Origin of the sequence: Streptomyces sp. NPDC048197 (assembly GCF_043202395.1) — a bacterium.
Classification (GTDB): Bacteria; Actinomycetota; Actinomycetes; order Streptomycetales; family Streptomycetaceae; genus Streptomyces; species Streptomyces siderophoricus.
The window spans coordinates 27369-45327 of sequence record NZ_JBIDAJ010000017.1 but is presented as its reverse complement, the minus strand read 5'-3'; the positions used below and the strand labels follow the sequence as shown (position 1 = coordinate 45327).

At 71.3% G+C, this 17959-nt stretch carries 14 protein-coding genes; 4 read left to right on the top strand and 10 right to left on the bottom strand.

Going from position 1 to position 17959, the window contains the following annotated elements; genetic code table 11:
• Nucleotides 1–141: 141 nt before the first annotated feature.
• Nucleotides 142–1977 (top strand): bifunctional metallophosphatase/5'-nucleotidase, encoded by a 1836-nt coding sequence (locus tag ACGF4C_RS22545; RefSeq protein WP_393568588.1) that lies wholly within the window; start codon nt 142–144, stop codon nt 1975–1977.
• Between the two features lie 750 nt (nt 1978–2727).
• Nucleotides 2728–3285, top strand: a complete 558-nt coding sequence (locus tag ACGF4C_RS22540) for a hypothetical protein (RefSeq protein ID WP_393568587.1) — start codon at nt 2728–2730, stop codon at nt 3283–3285.
• A 68-nt stretch (nt 3286–3353) separates the two neighbouring features.
• On the opposite strand, the gene ACGF4C_RS22535 is transcribed toward ACGF4C_RS22540, so the two are convergent.
• Entirely contained in the window at nt 3354–4214 is an 861-nt protein-coding gene (locus tag ACGF4C_RS22535) for an SDR family oxidoreductase (RefSeq protein ID WP_393568585.1), read from the bottom strand.
• 236 nt (nt 4215–4450) lie between these two features.
• On the opposite strand from ACGF4C_RS22535, the gene ACGF4C_RS22530 reads away from it, so the two are divergent.
• The gene (locus tag ACGF4C_RS22530; RefSeq protein ID WP_393568584.1) at nt 4451–5842 is read left to right on the top strand and encodes a DUF2993 domain-containing protein; all 1392 of its coding nucleotides are present in this window, start codon (nt 4451–4453) and stop codon (nt 5840–5842) included.
• 22 nt (nt 5843–5864) lie between these two features.
• On the opposite strand, the gene ACGF4C_RS22525 is transcribed toward ACGF4C_RS22530, so the two are convergent.
• The 6 genes from ACGF4C_RS22525 to ACGF4C_RS22500 form a co-directional block, all read right to left on the bottom strand.
• Nucleotides 5865–7352 carry an ATP-binding protein gene (locus tag ACGF4C_RS22525; protein ID WP_393568583.1) on the bottom strand — a complete coding sequence of 496 codons (1488 nt, stop codon included), beginning with the start codon at nt 7350–7352 and terminating at the stop codon, nt 5865–5867.
• On the bottom strand, nt 7349–8086 hold the full coding sequence (locus ACGF4C_RS22520) for a response regulator transcription factor (RefSeq protein WP_362143214.1): 738 nt from the start codon (nt 8084–8086) through the stop codon (nt 7349–7351). The genes ACGF4C_RS22525 and ACGF4C_RS22520 overlap by 4 nt, the downstream gene beginning before the upstream one ends.
• 90 nt (nt 8087–8176) lie before the next feature.
• The gene (locus tag ACGF4C_RS22515; protein ID WP_393568582.1) at nt 8177–9220 is read right to left on the bottom strand and encodes a S1C family serine protease; all 1044 of its coding nucleotides are present in this window, start codon (nt 9218–9220) and stop codon (nt 8177–8179) included.
• Nucleotides 9221–9374: 154 nt separating this feature from the next.
• A complete protein-coding gene (locus ACGF4C_RS22510) occupies nt 9375–10400 on the bottom strand; it encodes a LacI family DNA-binding transcriptional regulator (protein ID WP_393568580.1) in 1026 nt (341 codons plus the stop codon).
• A 243-nt stretch (nt 10401–10643) separates the two neighbouring features.
• Complete coding sequence (locus ACGF4C_RS22505) at nt 10644–11498, bottom strand: response regulator transcription factor (protein ID WP_393568578.1); 855 nt, start codon at nt 11496–11498, stop codon at nt 10644–10646.
• A 629-nt stretch (nt 11499–12127) separates the two neighbouring features.
• The gene (locus ACGF4C_RS22500) at nt 12128–12613 is read right to left on the bottom strand and encodes a hypothetical protein (RefSeq protein ID WP_393568577.1); all 486 of its coding nucleotides are present in this window, start codon (nt 12611–12613) and stop codon (nt 12128–12130) included.
• A gap of 14 nt (nt 12614–12627) precedes the next feature.
• On the opposite strand from ACGF4C_RS22500, the gene ACGF4C_RS22495 reads away from it, so the two are divergent.
• Nucleotides 12628–12786 carry a hypothetical protein gene (locus tag ACGF4C_RS22495; protein ID WP_393568576.1) on the top strand — a complete coding sequence of 53 codons (159 nt, stop codon included), beginning with the start codon at nt 12628–12630 and terminating at the stop codon, nt 12784–12786.
• Nucleotides 12787–12818: 32 nt separating this feature from the next.
• Here ACGF4C_RS22495 and ACGF4C_RS22490 read toward each other — a convergent pair whose 3' ends face one another.
• From ACGF4C_RS22490 to ACGF4C_RS22480, 3 genes are all read right to left on the bottom strand, one after another.
• Complete coding sequence (locus ACGF4C_RS22490; protein WP_393568575.1) at nt 12819–14018, bottom strand: RNA-guided endonuclease InsQ/TnpB family protein; 1200 nt, start codon at nt 14016–14018, stop codon at nt 12819–12821.
• A 162-nt stretch (nt 14019–14180) separates the two neighbouring features.
• Complete coding sequence (locus ACGF4C_RS22485) at nt 14181–16082, bottom strand: ABC transporter ATP-binding protein (protein ID WP_393568715.1); 1902 nt, start codon at nt 16080–16082, stop codon at nt 14181–14183.
• Nucleotides 16083–16195: 113 nt separating this feature from the next.
• Complete coding sequence (locus ACGF4C_RS22480) at nt 16196–17929, bottom strand: ABC transporter ATP-binding protein (protein ID WP_393568573.1); 1734 nt, start codon at nt 17927–17929, stop codon at nt 16196–16198.
• Nucleotides 17930–17959 lie beyond the last annotated feature (30 nt).

The window sequence follows — 17959 nt, the reverse complement described above, 5'->3', positions numbered from 1 at the left end:
GATCTGCCCGGCGAGCCACGCCGGTGCCGCCCGCCGGCCCGGCGCTCACCGGCAACCGTCCCGTAACCCGGCACCCCCTGTTGCGCTACGCGCGTCAACAATAAGCTGCGGTCCGCTCAGGACCATCCAGGAGGGGAACCCATGCCAGCGACACCGCAACGGCGCCGCGCCATCAGCAGATTGAGGACCGGATCGGCCGCACTGGCCGCCGCCGTCGGAATCGGCGTCACCGTCGCCGCCCTGCCGGCCGGGGCCGACACCGTGCACCCGGACCGCACCGGTCACTCCGGCCGCACCGACCGCACCGTTGACGTTCAGCTGCTCTCCTTCAACGACTTCCACGGCAACCTCGAACCGCCGCAGGGCTCCTCCGGCACGGTCGAGGAACTGCAGGCCGACGGCACCAGGAAGAGCGTGCCGGCCGGCGGCGTCGAGTACCTGGCCCAGTCCCTGCGCACGGCCCGCAAGGGCCACCCGTACTCGGTGACCGCGGCGGCCGGCGACCTGGTGGGGGCCAGCCCGCTGCTCTCCGGCCTCTTCCACGACGAACCGACCATCGAGGCCATGAACCAGCTGGGCCTGGACGTCACCTCCGTCGGCAACCACGAATTCGACGAGGGCCGGGCGGAGTTGACCCGCCTGCAGAACGGCGGCTGCCACCCCAAGGACGGCTGCTACGAGGACGGCAAGAAGTTCGCCGGCGCCGGCTTCCCGTACCTGGCCGCCAACGTCACCGACGAGAAGACCGGCAGGCCGCTGCTCAAGCCGTACACCGTCTGGCGCCACAAGGGCGTGAAGATCGGCTTCATCGGCGTGACCCTCGAAGGCACCCCGGACATCGTCAGCGCCAACGGCGTCAAGGGCCTGAAGTTCCACGACGAGGTAGAGACGATCAACAAGTACGCCAAGGTCCTGAACCGGCAGGGCGTGAAGGCGATCGTGGCCCTCATCCACGAAGGCGGCCTGCCCGCCTCCACCTCGTACAACTACGACTGCGACAGCCCCGGGCCGGGCGACGGGATCTCCGGCCCGATCACCGAGATCGCCAAGCACGTCACGCCCAAGGTCGACGCCCTGGTCACCGGCCACACCCACCAGGCGTACGCCTGCACCATCCCCGACCCGTCGGGCCGGCCGCGCACCGTCACCTCCGCCGCGTCCTACGGCAAGCTCTACACCGACACCGAGCTGACCTACGACCGGCGCACCCACGACATCGTCCGCACCAGCGTCAAGGCGCCCGGCGCGGTCAACCACGTGGTCGACCGCACCCAGCCCAAGGCCGCGGACATGACGTCCCTGATCGCCCGGTGGAACAAGCTGGCCGCGCCGGTCGCGGCCCGCCCGGTCGGCCACATCGCCGCCGACATCGCCGGCCGTGGCGCGAACGCCCCCGAGTCCCCGCTCGGCGACGTCATCGCCGACGCCCAGCTCGAAGCGACCAAGGCCGCCGACAAGGGGGGCGCCCAGCTGGCCCTGATGAACCCCGGCGGCATCCGCTCCGACCTCGCCTACCCGGCGTCCGGCTCCGAGGGCGACGGCGTCGTCACCTACGGCGAGGCGTTCACCGTCCAGCCCTTCACCAACATGATGAACGTCGTCGACCTCACCGGCGCCCAGCTGCTGACCGCCCTCCAGCAGCAGGTCAGCGGCCCCAACGAGGCGTCCCCCAAGATCCTCCAGGTCTCCGCGGGTCTCACCTACACCCTCGACATGACCAAGAAGGGCGCCGACCGCATCGTCAAGGACTCCGTCAAACTGAACGGCGCCGCCCTCGACCCCGCCAAGACCTACCGCGTCGCGATGAACGAGTTCCTCGCCGGCGGCGGCGACGGCTTCCCCGCCTTCAAGGACGCCAAGAACAAGTACGTCGGCCCGTCCGACCTGGACGCCTTCACGGCGTACCTGACGGCACACTCGTCGGCCTCCTCCCCGCTGAAACCGCCGGCGGCGGACCGTATTCACGTGGTGAAGTAACTCCCACGTACCCGTCTCTCCCGCCGCGGTTGTTGCTCGCCGTTGCGCTTTGCGGCGCCCCCGCACGTACTTGGCCGTCCCGCCGCGGTTGTTGGTCGCCGTTGCGCCTGCGGCGGGCTGGGTTGTTGTTGGGTGCGGTGACGGGCCTCCGGGGCCTTGTTCGTGGACTGCTGACGCTTTACGTCCACGAACAAGGCCCCTCCGGCCTGTCCCCTCCCGTTGGGGGAGTGTGCGGGTGTGTGTGGGGGCGCGCGTTGTGGGGCGTACACCTGACGTCGCCGGTCAGCGGGAATACCGCGCCTCACCTGTCGAGTTGTGGCCCTGCAGGGGGCGCTCGCGACCCTTACGGGTTCTGTTCGACCGTCCCCTACGGGTCCCAAGGGCCCCTTGCAGCCCCAACGCCCGCCCCCACCCACCGCATTCCCCTCCCCCAATCGGGAGGGGACGGGCCGGAGGGGCCGGTGTTTGGGACGTAAAGCGACAGCAGTCCCAAACACCGGCCCCGCAGGCCCGTCACCGCACCCGACACCCACCCAGCCCGCCGCAGGCGCAACGGCGAGACCACCCGCGGCGGGACGGCCAAGTACGTGCGGGGCGCCGCAAAGCGCAACGGCGAGCAACCCCCACGGCGGGACAGACGGGTACGTGGGCGGCACCGCAAAGCGCAGCGGCCCCGCTCCCCCGCAAGGCGGAGGGCCCCCGCCCGCAAGGAGGACGTGCTTCGTGGGGGCCGCTCCTAGCGTGGCGGGTATGACTTCTGTGCGGGGTGGGGAGGGGCCCAAGGAGCGGGCCAGGAAGGTCTTTTGGGCCTACGGGGCGTTCGGGTGGCTCGTGGTGTCGTTCGTGTGGCACGTGTGGATGGGCGTGGACTACCGGGCGGCGATGGGTGCGGAGGACGCCGTGCCGGTGTGGGTGTTCCTCGCCTATGACGGGCTGATCGTGGCGATGTCGGCGGGCGGCGCGGTGGTGAGTCTGGCGACGGTACGGCCGTGGGGGCGGCGGCTGCCGGGGTGGCTGGTGACGGTGCCGCTGTGGTGCGGCGCCGTGCTTCTGGCCGTACGGGGTGTGCCGGGCCTGGTCGAGAACCTCACGACGGCGGCCGGGCTCACCCCGTACGGCCTGCTGGGGCTGGCGGAACGCCCCGCCGATCCGGCGTCCGGGGAGTTCTGGACGGAGATGGCGATCAATACGTACTTCTTCGTGGGGGCGGTGGTGATGCTGCCCCTGGCCGTGCTCCACCAGCGGGGTGCGCGCGACGGCGGGCAGACCCCGCAGCGGGAGGGCCGGCTACGCGGGAGGCGCCGCTGAGCGGCAACGGCGAGCAAGCCCGACGGCGGGACAGACGGGTACGTGGGCAGCCCCGCGAAGCGGCAACGTCAGGAGAAGTCCCCCACGTGATCCCGCGCCCACTGGGCGAACGTGCGGGCGGGGTGGCCCGTGACCCGTTCGACCGCGTCGGAGATCGGGAAGGCCGGGGCGTCGACCGTGCTGCCGAACATGCGGACCAGTTCGAGGGCCGCCTCCTTCGGCAGGTGGGGGCCGGACATCGCCTCGGCGGCGGCCTCCTCGGTGATCTGCTCGACCCGGGTCTCGCGGCCGATCGCGCGGCCGATCTCGGCGACCTGGTCGGCGACGGTCAGCGCCTCGGGGCCGGTGACGAGGTACGCCTGGCCGTTGTGGGTGCCGGTGCGGTCCAGGAGGGCGACGGCGGCGACGTCCGCGAGGTCCGCCTCGTGGACCGGGACGCCCTGCGCGCCCGGGTGGGCGTCGCGGACCACTCCGGAGTCGCGGATCGCCGGGCCCCAGGCCAGGGCGTTGGTGGCGTAGTTGCCACCGCGGACGAAGGTCCACTCCAGGCCGGAGTCGCGCACCGCGCGCTCCAGCGTGGCGTGCATCCGGGCGATGAAGTTGGTCTCGTCGGCGGGGGTGTCGGTCACCGCCATCGAGGAGTTGAGGACGATCCGGCGGACGCCGGCCTTGGCCGCGGCCTCGACGAGGGCGAGCGCGGCCCGGTCGCCGCCGGCCGCCAGGTTGAGGAAGAGGGCGTCGGCACCGTCGAGGAGGGGCGCGAAGTCGGCGGCGCTGCCGGTGAGATCGGCGCGTACCACCTCCGCACCGGCGGGCAGTTGGGCGCGCGCCGGGTCGCGGGTCAGGGCGCGTACGGCGGCGCCGTGCGCGAGGAGCCGGTCGACAAGGCTGCGGCCGATGTTGCCGGTTGCTCCGGTTACCACGATCATGGGGTCACCTTCAGGGGATCGGTAAGAGCACTAGGTGCGGGGAAGTCCGGACGGAGTGCGTACGAAGACGGATGAAGTACGGACGAAGTAACGACCTGGAAGAGTGCTGACGGTAATTCAGCAACAGCCGGTGGTGCGGAAAAATTTCCTCAAGACCGCCACGACAAGCTTCGCGTATCCGACATACCTTCGGTAAGACTTGCGTTCGAGGGACCCGATCGTGGTGGGATGTCGGGATGCGATCCCCCACACGCATACCTTCACCCTCGCCCGAGCCCGCCGCCTCGTACCGCCCCCACACCCCCGTCACGAGCGGCGCCCAGGACGACCCCGCCGGCAACACCAGAAAGCTTCCCCCGATCAACCCGTACGCCGATCTGGCCGCCCTCGCCGATCCCGAGCCGGACCCCGCCGCGGAGACCGGAACGGAGAACGATCCCTCGGCCTACGCCGGCGGCCCGCGCCGCCGCACGTACCTCAACGAGCGGGACGACAGCGACGATCCGCTGGGCCTCGGGCTGCGCGCCGACGAGGACGAGGAGGAGGCCTGGTCACCGCCCAACCACCGCCGGGCCAAGCGCGGCATCAGCCGCTTCGCCGCCGTTCCGATCGCCGTGAAGCTGCTGGTCGCGGTGCTGGTGTGCACCGCCTTCCTCACCCTCTTCGACCGGTTCGCGGTGCTCTACGCGCAGAACAAGACCGCGGAGAAGCTCAAGTCCGCGCTGCATCTGAACGCCACGCCCGAAGTCGACATCCAGGGCTTCCCGTTCCTCACCCAGGTCCTCGACAAGCGCGTCGACCAGGTGAAGGTCACCATCCCCGACCTGGCCGCCGACCGGGTCTCGCTGGCGAAGTTCGAGGCGACCGCGCACGACGTCCGCCTCGACGGTGATCTGCCCAGCTCCGTCAAGGGCGCCACGATCGGTTCCATGCACGGTGACGTGCTGCTCGCCTTCGACGACATGAACCGCGAACTCGGCGCCTCCCAGGTGAAGTTCAGCGAGCTGGGGCACGATTCGGTCCGCGCGGAGGGCCGGCTGCCGATCGCCGGGCACGAACTGCGGGTCCGGGCCGAGGCGCGCATCCGGCGGGCCGGCGACCGCGGGGTGTCCACCGACATCAGCCGGATGCGGCTGGACATCGGCGACGTCGCCGTCTACCGGCCGGGCACCGGCAAGGCGGACGGCCTGCGGCTGACCCGCAAGGCCGCCGCCGAACTCAGCCGGCAGGCCGCCAAGGCCAAGGCGATGCTGAGCATCCCGGCGATCGCCGAGCGGATCGGCATCCCGAAGCAGTACCTCGACGAAGCGCTCCGCAGCGACGACAAGCTGCACCAGCTGACCGGGTCGCCGCGCTTCGTCCACCAGCTGATGAAGGTCAACCTCGTCGACGTGGTGGTGGACCACCCCTGGCTGCTGCAGAAGGTCGGCATCGACCCGAAGATCCTCGGCGCGCTGAGCGGCCTGACCAAGCCGCAGCTCGCGGACCGGCTGTCGCTCTCCTTCCAGCTCCCCAAGACCCCCGGTGACGTGCGGCTGCGCAACATCTCCGTCGAACGGGACGGCATCCGCGCCGAACTCTCCGGCACGGACCTGCCGTTCGGGGACGCGGCCGGCAAGAAGAAGTGACGTAGGCGGCGGGCCGCCCGGCTCAGCTCGGCGCGGGCGGCTCCGGCGGGCCGGGCCGCGGCGCCGGCCTCCCCGGCCGTGGGGCCGGCCCCGCGGGTGGCGGGGTCGGTGCGCCCGGCAGGGTCAGGACCGCCTCGGTGCCGCCGAGGTCGGCGGAGCGCAGCCGTACCGCGCCGCCCGCCTGCTCCGCCGTACGGGCCACGATCGACAGGCCCAGTCCGCTGCCGGGCAGGCTGCGGGCGGACGGCGAGCGCCAGAACCGCTCGAAGACATGCGGCAGTTCGTCCTGCGGGATGCCCGGGCCGTGGTCGCGCACGGTCAGCTCACCGCCGGCCAGCCGGACCTCGACCGTGCCGCCCGGCGGGCTGAACTTCACCGCGTTGTCGAGCAGATTGACCACCGCGCGCTCCAGCGCGGCCGCCTCGGCGCGTACGTACCAGGGCGCGACGTCCGCGGTGAGGGTCAGCGACGGGCCGCGCAGCCGGGCCCGTTCCAGCGCCGAGCCGACGATCTCGTGCAGCGCCACGACTCCGACCGCGCTCTGGCCCGGCTCGGGCGACCGGGACAGCTCCTGCAGATCACCGATCAGCGCCGCCAGCTCGCCCATCTGCGCCTTCACCGACGCCAGCAGGGCCGCCTTGTCGGCGGGCGGGATCGGGCGGCCGGACTGCTCGCTGCGCACCAGCAGGTCGATGTTGGTACGGAGCGAGGTCAGCGGGGTCCGCAGCTCGTGGCCGGCGTCCGCGATCAGCTGCTGCTGGAGGTCGCGGGAGGCGGCCAGCGCGGAGGTCATGGAGTTGAAGGAACGGGAGAGGCGGGCGATCTCGTCCTCCCCGTCGACCGGGATGCGGACGGCCAGGTCCTGCGTACGGGCGACGTGCTCGACGGCGGCGGTGAGCCGGTCGACGGGTTTGAGGCCCGCCCGGGCGACCCAGAGACCGGCGGTGGCGGCGCCGAGCACGCCCACTCCGGCGACCACCAGCAGCACCAGCGCGAGCTGGTTGAGCGGGTCGGTGACCTGCTTCATCGGCACCGCCACGGAGATCGCCAGCCGGTTGCCCGCGGCGTCGGTGAGCGGCCCGTCGTAGGGCTTGGTCGACACCCGCATCTCGGCCCCGTCCTGGGCCCGGGTGGTGTGCTCCGTCGCCGCCAGCCGGCCCGCGGCCACCGCGGTGTCCGCACGCTGCGGCGGGATCGGCGACTTGTCCGGCGAGGTGCAGACGTAGCCGCCGGCCGAGACCAGCTGGATGGTGTACGGGGTGGGCTGGAAGTGCACCCCGTCCGGGCTGTTGCAGTACGCGCTGAGCGCCCGGACGTAGCCGTCGCCCACCTCGACGCTGCTGAGCTGGGTGTCGAGCTGCTCGGTCAGCCGGTCCCGGGTGATCAGCCAGCAGGCGGCGGCCGAGAGGGCCACCGCGAAGGCCACCGCCACCGCCGTGAGCATCGCCAGCCGCGAGCGCAGCGGCAGCCGGTGGAACCGGGCCAGCGGGCCCGGGCGGCCGGTGCTCATTCCGCCCCGCCCTCCCCCCGCAGGACGTAGCCGACCCCCCGCACCGTGTGGACCAGGCGCGGTTCGCCGCCCGCCTCCGTCTTGCGGCGCAGGTACATCACGTACACGTCGAGGGAGTTCGAGGTGGGTTCGAAGTCGAAGCCCCAGACGGCCTTGAGGATCTGCTCCCGGGTGAGGACCTGCCGCGGGTGCGCGAGGAACATCTCCAGCAGGGTGAACTCCGTGCGGGTCAGCTCGACCGGCCGGCCGCCGCGGGTCACCTCGCGGGTGGACAGGTTCATCCGCAGGTCGGCGAAGCCCAGCGTCTCGTCCTCCGCGGGTTGCGCGCCGGCCGCCGCCGCGTAGGAGCTGCGGCGCAGCAGGGCGCGGATCCGGGCGAGCAGTTCGTCGAGCTCGAAGGGCTTGACGAGGTAGTCGTCGGCACCGGCGTCGAGGCCGGTGACCCGGTCGCCGACGGTGTCGCGGGCGGTGAGCATCAGGATCGGCACGGTCACCCCGCTCGCCCGCAGCCGGCGGGCGGCGGTCAGCCCGTCCATGCGGGGCATCAGGACATCGAGCACGATCAGTTCGGGGTCGTAGCCGGCGACCTTGTCGACCGCGTCCAGACCGTCGACCGCCTCCTCGGTCCCGTACCCCTCGAAGACGAGCGAGCGCCGCAGCGCCTCGCGGACCGCGGGCTCGTCGTCGACGATGAGGATGCGGGCGGGGTGGTCACCGTGCTCGGCGGGGCTCATGTGCGTGGTTACCTCGGCTGGGATACGGAATCGGACGGCTGCTCTTGCGGCTGCTCTTCAGCCTGGCACGGCAGGCGGCCGGCCGGCCTGTCAGACGCCGCTGTTGCTTCCGCCGCTGCCGCCGCCGCGCAGCGAGTCGAGGTCGGCCTTGACGGTGTTGATCGGGATGGCGAAGCCCAGGCCGACGCTGCCCGCGGTGCTGCTGTTGGCCGAACTCGGCGAGTACATAGCGGAGTTGATGCCGACGATCTGGCCCTGGAGATTGATCAGGGCGCCGCCGGAGTTGCCGGGGTTGAGCGAGGCGTCGGTCTGTATCGCCTTGTACGAGGTCTTCGAGGAGCCGGTGTCGCCGTTGTACTGGTTGCCGCCGAACTCGAACGGCCAGCCGCCGCCGTCGTCCGGTGCGCCCTGCCGGCCCCGGCCGCCGTCCTGCTTGGGGACGGTCACGTCGCGGTTGAGGGCGGAGACGATGCCGCTGGTCACCGAGCCGGTCAGGCCCTCCGGCGAGCCGATGGCCACCACGCCGTCCCCGACCGTGATCTTGTCGGAGTCGCCGAGCGAGGCCGGGGTGAGCCCCTTGGCCCCCTGGACCTTGATCAGCGCCAGGTCCTTGTCCGGGTCCGTTCCGACGACCTTGGCGGTCTTCCGGCTGCCGTCGCTGAAGGTCACCCGGACCGTGTCGGCGCCGGCGACCACGTGGTTGTTGGTGATGACCTCGCCGCCGGCGGTGAGCACGACGCCGGAACCGGTGGACTCCCCCTCGGTGGTGCGCGCCTTGATCTCCACGATCGACGGGCTGACCGCCTTGGCCACCGCCGAGACGCCGCTGCCGCTGTTCTTGCCCGCGTTGACCAGCGGGGTGCCGACGCTGTTCTGCGTGGCGTGCGTGGTCGCGCCGGCGATCAGCGCCGCGCTGCCGCCCCCGATGAGACCGGAGGCGAGCGCGACCGCGGCGATCAGCGCGACCGGCTTACGGGCCCGCCGCGGCGCACCGCCCGCCTCGCCGTGCCCCGGTGCGTACGGGGGCGGGGGCGGGGGCGGGGGCGGGAAAGCCTGCCCGGCCCCGTGCGCGAACCCCTGGGTGAACCCCTGCTGATGCGTCTCATCGCCGCTTCGGCGGTAGCTGTCGGTCATGGAGATGACTGTGCGTCGGGTGCATGAGAACGGTCTGAGAACGCCGTGAGAGACCCGACAGAAGTAGATATGCCCGGTATAAAGAGGTCCGGCGTGAAGACGGCCAGTGCGAAGAGGTCAGGCGTGAAGAGGGCCGGTGCGGCGCCGCGGGCGGTCAGCCGCCGCAGCCGCACGACCGCCGGACGACCAGCCGCGACGGGAACTGCCGCAGCCGCTCGCGGCGGGAGCCGACCACCCGCAGCCCGTCGTCCAGCACCAGGTCGACCGCGGCCCGGGCCATCGCCTGGCGGTCCGAGGCGACGGTGGTCAGCGGCGGGTCGGTGAGCCCGGCCTCCTTGACGTCGTCGAAGCCGGCCACCGCCAGCTCGCCGGGCACGTCGATGCGCAGCTCGCGGGCGGCCCGCAGCACGCCGATGGCCTGGTCGTCGGTTGCGCACATGATGGCCGGCGGCCGCTCGGGCCCGGCCAGCAGCTTCAGCGCGGCCTGGTAGGCGTCATAGCGGTTGTAGGCGGCCTGGTGGTAGTGGCCGTCCGGGGAGCGGCCGGACTCCAGCATGGCGCGCCGCCAGCCCTCGACGTGGTCGGTGACGGGGTCGCCGGACTTCGGGGTCTCCTCCGTGCCGCCGAGGAAGGCGACGTACGGGTGTCCGTGCTCCAGCAGGTGCCGGGTCGCCAGCTGGGCGCCCCAGATGTCGTCGGTCATCACGGCGACGTCGTCGATGGCGTCCGGCCGGCGGTGCAGCAGCACCACCCGGGCGTCCCAGGCGTCGATCTCGGCGGCGGCGTGCTCACTGGGGCCCTGGCTGATCAGGATCAGCCCGGCCACCCGCATGCCGAGGAACGCCCGGAGGTAGTGCACCTCGCGCTCGTCGAGGTAGTTGGCGTTGCCGACCAGCACCATCTTGCCGCGCTCGGAGGCGGCCTGTTCGACGGCGTGCGCCATCTCCGCGAAGAACGGCTGCCGGGTGTCCGGCACGATCAGGCCTATGAGGTCGGTCCGGCGGGACGCCATCGCCTGCGCGACCCGGTCCGGCCGGTACCCGAGCTCCTTGATCGCGGCGAGCACCCGCTCGCGCGTGGCCGGGGCAACCGGCCGGGGTCCGTTGTTGATGACGTAACTGACAACGGCGGTGGACGTCCCCGCCAGTCTTGCCACATCATCCCGCGTCACCTTGGCCACGCGCGGCAGTCTACGCGGGTGGGCCGTGGGGGTGGGCGGCAGTTCTCCGTGGATCAGGGAGCGGGGCCTGGTGCACTCCCTTCGCTGCGCTCAGAACGTCTCGGCTCTTTGATGCGCCCTTGGGATGCCGAGTGCAGCGGCAAGGCGGAGGAAGGAGTCCACGCGGAGCGTCGGAGGCTGACGACAACGCCGCAGATGTGCGTGCCAGGCCCCGCGAGCCCGCGGAGAACTGCCGCCCACCCCCTACCTCCGGGCAGGCCGTGGGCCTGCGGAGTTCGCGGTCGCGGCGGCGGCCGGGTCCGGGCCGGTGCCGTCGGCGGTGGTGCGGCTCTGCGCAGCGCCCGCGTGACGGTCGGATTCCGCGTGCTTCGTCCCGTTCGCCCCGTCGTCCTTGTTCTTCCCGCCGCTCTCCGCGGAGCGCTCGGGCTTCTCGGGGGTGACGAAGCGGTAGCCGACGTTACGGACCGTGCCGATGAGGGACTCGTGCTCGGGGCCGAGCTTGGCGCGCAGCCGGCGGACGTGGACGTCGACCGTCCGGGTGCCGCCGAAGTAGTCGTAGCCCCAGACCTCCTGCAGGAGCTGGGCGCGGGTGAAGACCCGGCCCGGGTGCTGCGCGAGGTACTTGAGCAGCTCGAACTCCTTGAAGGTCAGGTCCAGCACCCGGCCCTTCAGCTTGGCGCTGTACGTGGCCTCGTCCACCGAGAGGTCGCCGTTGCGGATCTCCATCGGCCCGTCGTCGGTGGTGATCTGCTGGCGGCCCGTCGCCAGCCGCAGCCGCGCCTCGACCTCGGCGGGGCCGGCCGTGTCCAGCATGACGTCGTCGACGCCCCAGTCGGCGGTGACGGCGGCCAGGCCGCCCTCGGTGACGACCAGGATCAGCGGGCAGCCGGGGCCGGTGGACCGCAGCAGCTGGCACAGCGAGCGCACGTGGGGAAGGTCACGTCGGCCGTCGATCAGTATGACGTCGGCACCGGGGGTGTCGATGAGCGCCGGACCCTCGGCCGGGGCCACCCGCACGCTGTGCAGCAGCAGCCCGAGCGCCGGGAGCACCTCCGTCGACGGCTGGAGTGCGTTGGTCAGCAGCAGGAGGGAACTCACCTGCGACCACCTACCCGGTTCTCGGGGTGTTGCATCCTCTTCTGCTCGCGGTCCTGCCTGCTTCGCTCGCCCATGACGTCTGGTTCCTCCTCGGTCCCTGCGACGGGGGCATCTCCCGGCCCTGCCGGGTGTCTGCGGCACTGCTTCGTACGGTCCTCGCAGTCGCGCGGAACGCGGCTGAAAGCACAAAAGGACCCGGGGGCAACGCTGCCCGGATCCTTCTTGCCCAGCAGAATAGCTCAGATGGGTACCGGACCCGAGGCCGATTTTGCACGTTCTTGTGTTCCGTCGATCACTTCGAGTGGTCATCGCGTGTCCCCGTTGACGGCCGCCGGGGCACGGAACACGGTCTCCCGAATCCCCTGAACGGCCCCACACGAGGGCGAGTTGGCAGCCTCCGAAGACCCCCCGCCGCCACCCCGCCCACGGCCTTCGACCAGCACATGACCGGGCCCCGCGCCGCCCCGGTCCGACCGCGGTGGCGTCCCGGCATACGGACGTGATCTGTCCGCACAGCGGGACGCCGCGGGCCCTACGGCCGGCGGGCGGGCGGCGACGGGCGGCCGTTCCCGGGGCCGGGGAGCGCACGGGGAGCGCACGGGTGCGCGCACCGGCACACCTCCCGCACCTCAGTCGTCGGCCCCGGTGCCGTCCTCGACCGGCTCCTCCTCTTCCGAGGGCGGCCGGTGGTTGTCGATCTGGTGGTGCACCCGGATCGCGGCCTCGCGCAGCTCGTGCCATTCGTCGGCGTCGGTGAACAGCGGCGGATAGGTCCGGCCCTGGCCCAGGTCACGCAGTTTGGCGAGCGCATGCTCCGCGCCGCTCAGCGCGAGTCCCAGCGCCCTGCGCTGATCGGCGATCCGGGCCCCGACGGGACGGTCGTCCGACGCCCCGGCCTCCTGCCCCGCCGCGGGGTCGGCCGCGGTGGCCCCCTCGTCCGCCCGCTCCCCGGGCCTCGCCCCGACCGGACCGGCCGGCCAGGGCGCGGACGGCATCGAGTCCGCGATCGTCTTGCGCGCCCGGGCCTCGTCCGACGCGTAGACGACGTCCCACGGCAGCAGCGGCACCTCGTCCCCGCCGTCCCGGCGGATCCGGTCCGGCGCCGCCAGGTCCACCGCGACGTGCGCGGGTGGCGACCTCCTTGCCGTCCCTGGCCACCAGCGCGTGCACCGGCTCGGTGCCGTCGGTGAAGGCGATGACGACCGGGTGCACGATCAGCGCCCGGGTCACCCGCCGGGCCAGGATCGAGCGCGGTGCGCACGCCGTCGTCCGCACCCTCTTGGCGTGACTCCTCCCCCGCGTGAAGGCGGGGGCTGCTCGCTACGCCGGTACGGCTCCGCGACGGACCAGCCCGGCCCGTAGAACGTTCAGGGCCCCCACCGTGTCCGCGTGCGCCTCGTGGCCACACGAGACGCAGTGGAAGGTTTCCTGCGTGGGCCGGTTCTCCTTGGCGGTGTGCCCGTATTCGGGGCACCGCCGGGAGGTGCTACGGGGGTCCACGGCCATCACCTCCCGTCCGGCGCATTCTGCCTTGGCGGTGAGCATCTGGAGGAACACCCCCCATCCGGCATCAGCGATCGAACGGTTGAGTCCTGCCTTGGCAGCAGCCCCGTTGGGCAGAAAACTGCCTGACTTGTCAGGGTCCGGCTTCCGGACCGGGGCCTTGCTCATGTCGTGGATCTTGAGGTCTTCGTGTGCAATGAAGTCGTGCTCACGAACGAGATCGAGAGCGGTCTTGTGTGCATGATCGAGTCGCTGCCGACGGACCTTACGATGCAGACGAGCTACGGCCTCCACGGCCTTGCGACGCCTCTCGCTGCCGCGCTTGCACCGGGAGAGAGCCTGCTGCGCAGCTTTCAACTTGGCGGCGATCTTCTGGCCGTGGCGCGGATTGGCCACGAACTCGCCGTTGGAGTCCGCAAGGAAGTTGGCTACGCCCAGGTCGATGCCGACCACGCTTCCCGTCGCCGGAAGCGGTTCGGGTGCGGGCCGCTCGGCAGTGAGGACCACGTACCAGCGTCGTCCTTCCCGCTTCACGCTGATCGTCTTGACCTTGCCGATCACGGGCCGGTGCTGGTGCACCTTGACGTGCCCGACGCCTTGCAGCCGGAGGCGGGTGACGGGATCGTGCGGGGTGGCGTCCCAGCGGCAGCCGTCGCCGTCCTTCGGCCACTCCACGGTGTCGAACCTCTTGCCCGAGCGGAAGCGTGGGTAGCCAGGCTTGTCCCCGGTCTTGACGCGGCGGAAGAACGCGACGAACGCCTTGTCCAATCGGCGAAGCGTCGCTTGCTGGGAGGAGAAGGACCAGCGACCCTGACGCTCCGGATCGAAGGCACGGATGTCCTTGAGCTGCGCGGACTGCTGCCCGTACCGAACAGTCGTCCGCGAGCTGTGCCGGTAGGCGTCCCGCCGCTCCTGCAACGCGGCGTTGTAGAGCGAGCAGTGATCACGCAGCATCTCGGCGAGCGCGCCCATCTGACCGACGGTGGGCCGCATGAGGAACTTGTACGTACGGATCATCCGGCCCGCCCCCTTTCGTCGCCGTGTGTGACGTGTTGACCACACCATAGCGGCGCGCCCGTATGACCTACACATAAATCCGCAATCTCCAGGGGGAGTTGGGTTTACTCGCAGGTCATACGGGCGCGGGTGCGGTAATGCTGCGGCCGGCGCGCGGCCGGGTCAGTCCGCCTCCACCACCGCCTCCGCGAACTGGGCCGCGTACAGCCGGGCGTAGGCGCCGTCGGCCGCCAACAGGGCGTCGTGGCTGCCCTGTTCGACGATGGCGCCGTTCTCCATGACGAGGATGGTGTCGGCGTCCCGGATCGTGGAGAGGCGGTGCGCGATCACGAAACTGGTGCGGCCGGAGCGGAGTTGGGCCATCGCGTGCTGGATGAGGACCTCGGTGCGGGTGTCGACCGAGCTGGTGGCCTCGTCGAGGACGAGGATGGCGGGCTCGGCGAGGAAGGCCCGGGCGATGGTGATCAGCTGCTTCTCGCCGACCGAGACGTTGTTGCCCTCGTCGTCGAGGACGGTGTCGTACCCGTCGGGGAGGGTGCGCACGAAGCGGTCGACGTGGGTGGCCTTCGCGGCCGCCATGATCTTGTCCATCGAGGTGCCGGCCGGCGCGCCGTAGGCGATGTTCTCCGCGATCGTGCCGCCGAAGAGCCAGGTGTCCTGGAGGACCATGCCGATGTGGGCGCGCAGCTCCTCGCGGGACATCGCGGCGATGTCCACGCCGTCCAGGGTGATCCGGCCGCCGCGCACCTCGTAGAACCGCATCAGGAGGTTGACCAGGGTGGTCTTGCCGGCACCGGTCGGGCCGACGATGGCGACCGTCTGGCCGGGGTGGACGGCCAGCGACAGGTCCTCGATCAGCGGTTTGTCCTCGGCGTAGGAGAACGAGACGGACTCGAACCCGACGTGGCCGCGGACGTGTGCGGGGCGGGCCGGCCGCTCGGGGTCGGGGTCCTGTTCCCGGGCGTCGAGGAGTTCGAAGACCCGCTCGGCGGAGGCGACGCCGGACTGGACGAGGTTGGCCATCGAGGCGACCTGGGTCAGCGGCTGGCTGAACTGGCGGGAGTACTGGATGAACGCCTGGACGTCACCGATGGACAGCGCCCCGGAGGCGACGCGCAGCCCGCCGACCACCGCGACCAGCACGTAGTTCAGGTTGCCGATGAACATCATCGCGGGCTGGATGATGCCGGAGATGAACTGGGCCCGGAAGCCGGCCTCGTAGAGCGCTTCGTTCTGCTCGCGGAAGAGCTCGGCGGACTCCTTCTGCCGGCCGAAGACCTTCACCAGGCTGTGGCCCGTGTACATCTCCTCGATGTGGGCGTTGAGCTTGCCGGTGGTCTTCCACTGCTGGACGAACTGCGGCTGGGCCCGCTTGCCGATCCTGGTGGCGACGACCACCGAGACCGGGACCGTGACCAGCGCGACCAGGGCCAGCAGCCAGGAGATCCAGAACATCATGGCGAGCACGCCGACGATGGTCAGCAGCGACGACACGATCTGGCTGAGGGTCTGCTGGAGGGTCTGCGCGATGTTGTCGATGTCGTTGGTGGCCCGGGAGAGGACCTCACCGCGCTGCTGCTTGTCGAAGTAGCTCAGCGGCAGCCGGCCGAGCTTCTCCTCGACCTGCTCGCGCAGCCGGAAGACGGTCCGCTGGACGACCTTGGTGGCGATCCGGGCCTGGACGAACCCGAAGAGCGAGGCCGCGGCGTAGATCAGGGCGGTCCACAGCAGGACCACGCCGACCGCGCCGAAGTCGATGCCGTGGCCGGGCACGAACGGCATGGCGCCCAGCATGTCGGCCAGCCCGCCCTGGCCGTGCGCCCGCAGCCGGTCCACGGCCTGGGCCTTGGTGATGCCCTCGGGCAGCCGGCGGCCGATGATGCCGGACATGATCAGGTCGGTGGCGTGGCCGAGGACCTTGGGGCCGACGACGGTCAGCGCCACGCTCGCCACGCCCAGCAGCAGGGCCACGGACATGATGCCGCGCTCGGGCCGCATCTGGGCCAGCAGGCGGGTGCCGGAGCCCTTGAAGTCCATGGATTTCTCGGTGGGTTGCCCGCCCATGAAGCGGGCCGGGCCGGCCGCCGGGGCCGGCCCTCGTCTCGGGGCCGCCGTGGGGGTCCCTTCGGTGGCCGCCGGGGCGTCGGCGCGGGTGGCCGTCCCCTTGTCCGCGGTGGTCACGCCGCCTCCTGCTCGGTGAGCTGGGAGAGCACGATCTCCCGGTAGGTCTCGTTGTCGGCCATCAGCTCGGTGTGGGTGCCGGTGCCCACGATGCGGCCCTCGTCCAGCACGACGATCCGGTCGGCGCCGCGGATCGTGGCGACCCGCTGGGCCACGATCACCACCGTCGCCCGGTCCGTCTCGCGGGCGAGCGCGGCGCGCAGTGCGGCGTCCGTGGCGTAGTCCAGCGCGGAGAACGAGTCGTCGAAGAGGTAGATCTCGGGCCGGCGGACCAGTGCGCGGGCGATCGCCAGCCGCTGCCGCTGGCCGCCGGAGACGTTGGAGCCGCCCTGGGCGACGGGCGCGTCCAGCCCGCCTTCCATCCGCTCGACGAAGTCGCGGGCCTGGGCGATCTCCAGGGCGTGCCACAACTCGTCGTCGGTGGCGTCCGGGTTGCCGTAGCGGAGGTTGCTCGCCACCGTGCCGGAGAAGAGGTACGGCTTCTGCGGGACCAGGCCGATGGCGCCGGCCAGCGTCTCGGGGGCGAGGCCGCGGACGTCCTCGCCGTCGACGAGGACCGTGCCGCCGGTCGCGTCGAAGAGCCGGGGCACCAGCCCGAGGAGGGTGGACTTGCCGCTTCCGGTGGAGCCGATGACGGCGGTGGTCTCACCGGGGCGGGCGGTCAGCGAGATGTCCTTGAGGACCGGCTGCTCGGCGCCGGGGAAGCGGAACTCGACGTTGCGGAGCTCGAGTTCGCCGCGGCGGCGCAGTGCGGTGACCGGGTTCTGCGGCGGGACGACGCTGGAGTCGGTGGCCAGCACCTCCTGGATGCGCTCGGCGCAGACCTCGGCGCGCGGCAGCATCATGACCATGAACGTCGCCATCATGATCGACATGAGGATGTACATCAGGTAGCTGAGGAAGGCCGTCAGCGCGCCGATCTGCATCCCGCCGCTGTCGATGCGCAGCCCGCCGAACCAGACGACGGCCACGCTGGAGAGGTTCACGATCAGCATGACCAGCGGGAACATCATCGACATCAGCCGGCCGGCGCGGAGCGAGACGTCGTAGAGGTCGGTGTTGGACCCGGCGAACCGCTCGCGCTCGTAACGGTCGCGGACGAAGGCGCGGATCACGCGGATGCCGGTGATCTGCTCGCGCAGCACGCGGTTGACGGTGTCGATGCGCTCCTGCACGCCGCGGAAGAGCGGCCGCATCCGGCGCACGATCAGTGAGACGAGGATCCCGAGGACCGGGACGATGACCAGCAGGAGGCCGGACAGCGGCACGTCCTGGTTGAGCGCCATGACGACGCCGCCGACGCACATGATCGGCGCGGAGACCATCATCGTGAACGTCATCAGCACCAGCATCTGGACCTGCTGGACGTCATTGGTGGTACGGGTGATCAGCGAGGGGGCGCCGAAGGTGCCGAGCTCGCGGGCGGAGAAGGACTGGACCCGGTCGAAGACCGCGGCGCGGACGTCCCGGCCGAGGGCCATGGCGGTGCGCGCGCCGAAGTAGACGGCACCGATCGCGCAGACGATCTGCAGCAGGGTGACGGCGATCATGAAGCCGCCGGTACGGAAGATGTAGCCCGTGTCGCCCCGCACGACACCGTTGTCAATGATGTCGGCGTTGAGGGTGGGGAGGTAGAGGGTGGCCAGGGTCTGGATCAGCTGGAGCAGCACGATCAGGGTCATCGAGCGCCTGTGGGGCCGCAAATGCGCCCGCGCGAGTCGTACCAACACACAATGAGCCTAAGTGAACACTTGCCTTCG

Excerpts from the sequence above, each read along its gene's own strand:
- ACGF4C_RS22545 (WP_393568588.1), top strand. The coding sequence starts at position 142 with ATGCCAGCGACACCGCAACGGCGCCGCGCCATCAGCAGATTGAGGACC.
- ACGF4C_RS22540 (WP_393568587.1), top strand. The coding sequence starts at position 2,728 with ATGACTTCTGTGCGGGGTGGGGAGGGGCCCAAGGAGCGGGCCAGGAAG.
- ACGF4C_RS22535 (WP_393568585.1), bottom strand. The coding sequence starts at position 4,214 with ATGATCGTGGTAACCGGAGCAACCGGCAACATCGGCCGCAGCCTTGTC.
- ACGF4C_RS22530 (WP_393568584.1), top strand. The coding sequence starts at position 4,451 with ATGCGATCCCCCACACGCATACCTTCACCCTCGCCCGAGCCCGCCGCC.
- ACGF4C_RS22525 (WP_393568583.1), bottom strand. The coding sequence starts at position 7,352 with ATGAGCACCGGCCGCCCGGGCCCGCTGGCCCGGTTCCACCGGCTGCCG.
- ACGF4C_RS22520 (WP_362143214.1), bottom strand. The coding sequence starts at position 8,086 with ATGAGCCCCGCCGAGCACGGTGACCACCCCGCCCGCATCCTCATCGTC.
- ACGF4C_RS22515 (WP_393568582.1), bottom strand. The coding sequence starts at position 9,220 with ATGACCGACAGCTACCGCCGAAGCGGCGATGAGACGCATCAGCAGGGG.
- ACGF4C_RS22490 (WP_393568575.1), bottom strand. The coding sequence starts at position 14,018 with ATGATCCGTACGTACAAGTTCCTCATGCGGCCCACCGTCGGTCAGATG.
- ACGF4C_RS22485 (WP_393568715.1), bottom strand. The coding sequence starts at position 16,082 with ATGGGCGGGCAACCCACCGAGAAATCCATGGACTTCAAGGGCTCCGGC.